Origin of the sequence: Cellulomonas endophytica (assembly GCF_004123805.1) — a bacterium.
Lineage (GTDB): Bacteria > Actinomycetota > Actinomycetes > Actinomycetales > Cellulomonadaceae > Cellulomonas > Cellulomonas endophytica.
On sequence record NZ_RWJX01000139.1, the window covers coordinates 1 to 3658 of the forward strand.

The following is a 3658-nucleotide window of genomic DNA, read 5'->3' on the forward strand; positions in this document are numbered from 1 at the left end:
GTCCGGGACGTGCCGGGCCACCCCTGACCCGCGCCGCCCGCCCACCGGCGGCCCGGGCGCCCCCGCCGCCGCGGTCCCTCCGCCCCCGGCGCCACCGCCGTGCGCCCGCACGACGTCACCGGCGCCCCCCGGCGGGCGCGACCGTCGTGCCCCGATGCGGCCGAGGTGTCGGTGGGAGGCGTGCCGGCGCGCACCCACCCCGGCACGTGCCGGCTCGGGCACGCGCCGGCTCCGGCCGCCCGCACCCCACCCGCACCACCCCGCAGCGCTCCCCGCACCCGCACGCCACCCGCACCCGCACCCGCGCCGGCTCCGGCCGGCCCACGCAGAGGACGACCATGCCCGTCGAGTTCATCTCCGCCATCAACGTCAACGCCTCCAACGAGCTCAACGGGCTGTCCGACCCCGCGATCGACGTCGCCTGGCTGCGCCGCTACGCGCGCACCCTCGAGGACGGCGGCTTCGACTACTCGCTCGTCCCGTACGGCTCCGCCGGGCACGACCCCTTCACCATCGCGGCGGCGTTCACCCAGGTCACGGAGCGGCTGCGGCCGATCGTCGCGCTGCGTCCCAACACGCTGTACCCGACCGTCGCCGCGAAGGCCCTGGCCACGCTCGACCAGCTCTCGGGCGGCCGCGCGGTCGTCCACCTCATCGCGGGCGGCAACGACGCCGAGCAGGCGCGCGAGGGCGACCGGCTGCCGAAGGCGGAGCGCTACGCCCGGCAGGAGGAGTTCCTGCGGATCCTGCGGCGGGTCTGGACGGAGACGGAGCCCTTCTCGCACTCGGGGCGCTACTACTCCTTCGAGGACTTCGTCTCCCGGGTGCGGCCCGTGCACGGCACGATCCCGGTCTCGGTCGGCGGCTCCTCCGACGAGGCCTACGCCCAGGGCGGCGCGCTCGCGGACATCTTCGGCCTGTGGGGCGAGCCGCTGGCCGACACCCGGCAGCAGATCGAGCGCGTGGCGGCCGCCGCCCGCGCGGCCGGCCGGACGGGCACCCCGCGCACCTGGGTGACGTTCCGCCCCATCATCGCGCCGACGGAGGAGCTCGCCTGGGAGAAGGCGGAGCGCACGCTCGCCGTGCTGCAGGGCCGCGGGGGCGCCGGGGCCGGGCAGCCGCTGGGCTCCCGCGCCGGGCTGTGGGTGCAGACCCCCGGGGCCTCCGGCCCCCAGAACGTCGGCTCCCAGCGCCTGCTCGAGATCGCGCGGCGGCAGGACCGGCACGACCGCGCGCTGTGGACGCCGACCGCCACCGCGACGGGGGCGCAGGGCGCGTCGACGGCCCTCGTCGGGACGCCGGAGACCGTGGCGGCGGCGATCCTCGACTACGTCGACCTCGGTGCGGACCTCATCTCCATCCGCGGGTACGACAACCTGAACGACGCCGTGGACTACGGCCGGTACCTCCTGCCGCTCGTCCGGGAGGAGCTCGCGCACCGCGAGGCGACCGGGCGCCGCGGCGAGGTCGTCGCCCAGCCGCCGCTGCCCGGCCAGCCGGGGCACGAGGCGCAGGACGCGCCGGCCGCCCGCGAGGCGGTGTCCGCGTGACGACCCTCGACGAGCGCCGCGCCGCCGGGCCCGAGGCGGTCCCGGACGCCCTCGCCGCCACGGACGCGCCCGCCGGCCCGGACGCCTCCGACCCCCTCGTCACGCCTCCGGCGCCCGACCTGTCCGACGCGGCGCTGGCCCGCGTCACCGCCCGGCTCGCGAGCACCGCGGAGGAGCACGACCGCACGGCGGCGTTCCCGTGGCGAGGCATCGCGGCGGTGCACGAGGCCGGCCTCCTCACGCTCGGCGTCGGGCGGCGCTACGGCGGCCCCGGCCTGTCCGCGGTCGACGCGGTCCGGGTCTTCGCGGCGCTCGGCCAGGGCGACCCGGCCGTCGCGCTCATCGCGGCGATGACGGTGCTGCAGCACGGGCTCCAGGACCGCGCGCCCTGGTGGCCGGAGGACGTGTACCGCGCCCTCGTCGCCCGCTCCGCCCGCGAGCCGCAGCTGCTCAACGCCGTGCGCGCGGAGCCCGAGTGGGGCGCCCCGGCCCGCGGCGGGCTGCCCGCCACGACCGTCCGCCGCGACGGCGACGGCTGGGTCCTCGAGGGCCGCAAGGGCTTCGCCACCGGGTCCGAGGGCCTGGCGTACCACCTCGTCTGGGCCGTCGACCCCGACGGCCCGAGCGGCGAGCCGGAGGTGGCGCACGCCGTGGTCCCCGGCGGGCTGCCCGGCGTGCGCGTGGTGAGGACCTGGGACCACCTCGGCCAGCGCGCGACGAGCACCCACGACGTCGTCTACGACCGCGTCCGGATCCCGCTCGACCACTTCCGCGGCACGCCCGTGCAGCAGCAGGGGCGCGGCGACCTCCCGCACGGGTCTCTCCTGTCCGTCCCGGCGCTCTACGTGGGCGTGGCCCGCGCGGCGCAGGCCTTCCTCGTCCGCTTCGCCCACGAGCGCGTCCCCGGCTCGCTGGGCCGCCCCATCGCGACGACGGAGCGCATCCAGACCGTCGTCGGCGAGGTCGAGGCGCAGCTCGTCGGGGCGGAGGAGCTGCTCCTCGGGCTCGCCGCCCGGATCGACGCCGGCGACGAGCGGGCCGCCGGGCGCGCCGTCGTCGCCAAGCTGCTCGCCACGCGCGCCGCGGTCGGCGCGGTCGAGACCGCGGTCGCCGCCCTCGGCAACCCCGGGCTCACGCGGTCGAACCCGCTCGAGCGCCACCTGCGCGACGTGCTCGCCTCGCGCGTCCACCCGCCGCAGGACGACCTCGCGCTGCTGCTCGCCGGGCGCGCCGCGCTCGCCGCCGGCGCGCCCTGACCCCGCCAACACACAGACCGCACCCCCGCAGCCCGTCCCGCCGGCACCCGCCGGCGGCCCGACCAGAGGACCCGCACCCATGCGCACGACCCGACCCCTCCGTCGCCGGACGGCGGCCGCAGCCACCGCGACCGCGGCCCTGCTGGCGCTCTCCGCGTGCGCCGGCGGCACCGCGGCCGACGACGCCACCGGCACCCCGACGGGCGAGCCCGTCGACGGCGGCCGCCTGAGGCTGGCCTTCTTCCCGGACAACGCCGCGTTCTCGTGCGTCGACCCCTTCCAGACGTACTGGATCGAGCACCGCACGGTCATCCGCAACGTCGCCGACTCCCTCACGGACCAGGACCCGGAGACGGGCGAGATCGTCCCGTGGCTGGCGACGGCGTGGACGGTGAACGACGCGGGCACGGAGTACACGTTCGACCTGCGCACGGACGTGACCTTCTCCGACGGCACCGCCTTCGGCCCCGAGTCGGTGAAGGCGGCGTTCGACAGCGGCGCCGCGGTGCTGACGGAGCTCCCGACCGCCTACGGCGCGGTGTACCTGGCGGGCTACGAGGCCACGGAGGTCGTCGACGAGGACACCGTCACCGTCCGGTTCGCGACCCCCAACGCCGCGTTCCTCCAGGGCACCTCGACGACGAACCTGGCCATCCTCGCCGCGTCCTCGTACGCCAGGACGCCGGAGGAGCGCTGCCTCGGCGCGATCGTCGGCTCGGGCCCCTTCGTCCTCGACGGCTACACGCCGGGGCAGTCGACGACCCTGTCGAAGCGGGACGGGTACGCGTGGGGGGCGCAGCTGCGCGTGAACGCGGGCGAGGCGTACCTCGACGGCATCGACATCACCTACGT

3 protein-coding genes are annotated in these 3658 nt (G+C 77.5%); all 3 read left to right on the forward strand.

The features are described 5' to 3' along the window. Positions 1-338: 338 nt before the first annotated feature. A complete protein-coding gene (locus EJA20_RS19215) occupies positions 339-1550 on the forward strand; it encodes an LLM class flavin-dependent oxidoreductase (protein WP_205687582.1) in 1212 nt (403 codons plus the stop codon). After that, positions 1547-2806 (forward strand): acyl-CoA dehydrogenase family protein, encoded by a 1260-nt coding sequence (locus EJA20_RS19220; protein ID WP_205687583.1) that lies wholly within the window; start codon positions 1547-1549, stop codon positions 2804-2806. The genes EJA20_RS19215 and EJA20_RS19220 overlap by 4 nt, the downstream gene beginning before the upstream one ends. 79 nt (positions 2807-2885) lie before the next feature. After that, positions 2886-3658 (forward strand): ABC transporter substrate-binding protein (locus EJA20_RS18175; protein ID WP_240675639.1); only part of this gene is annotated, 773 nt, incomplete at its 3' end.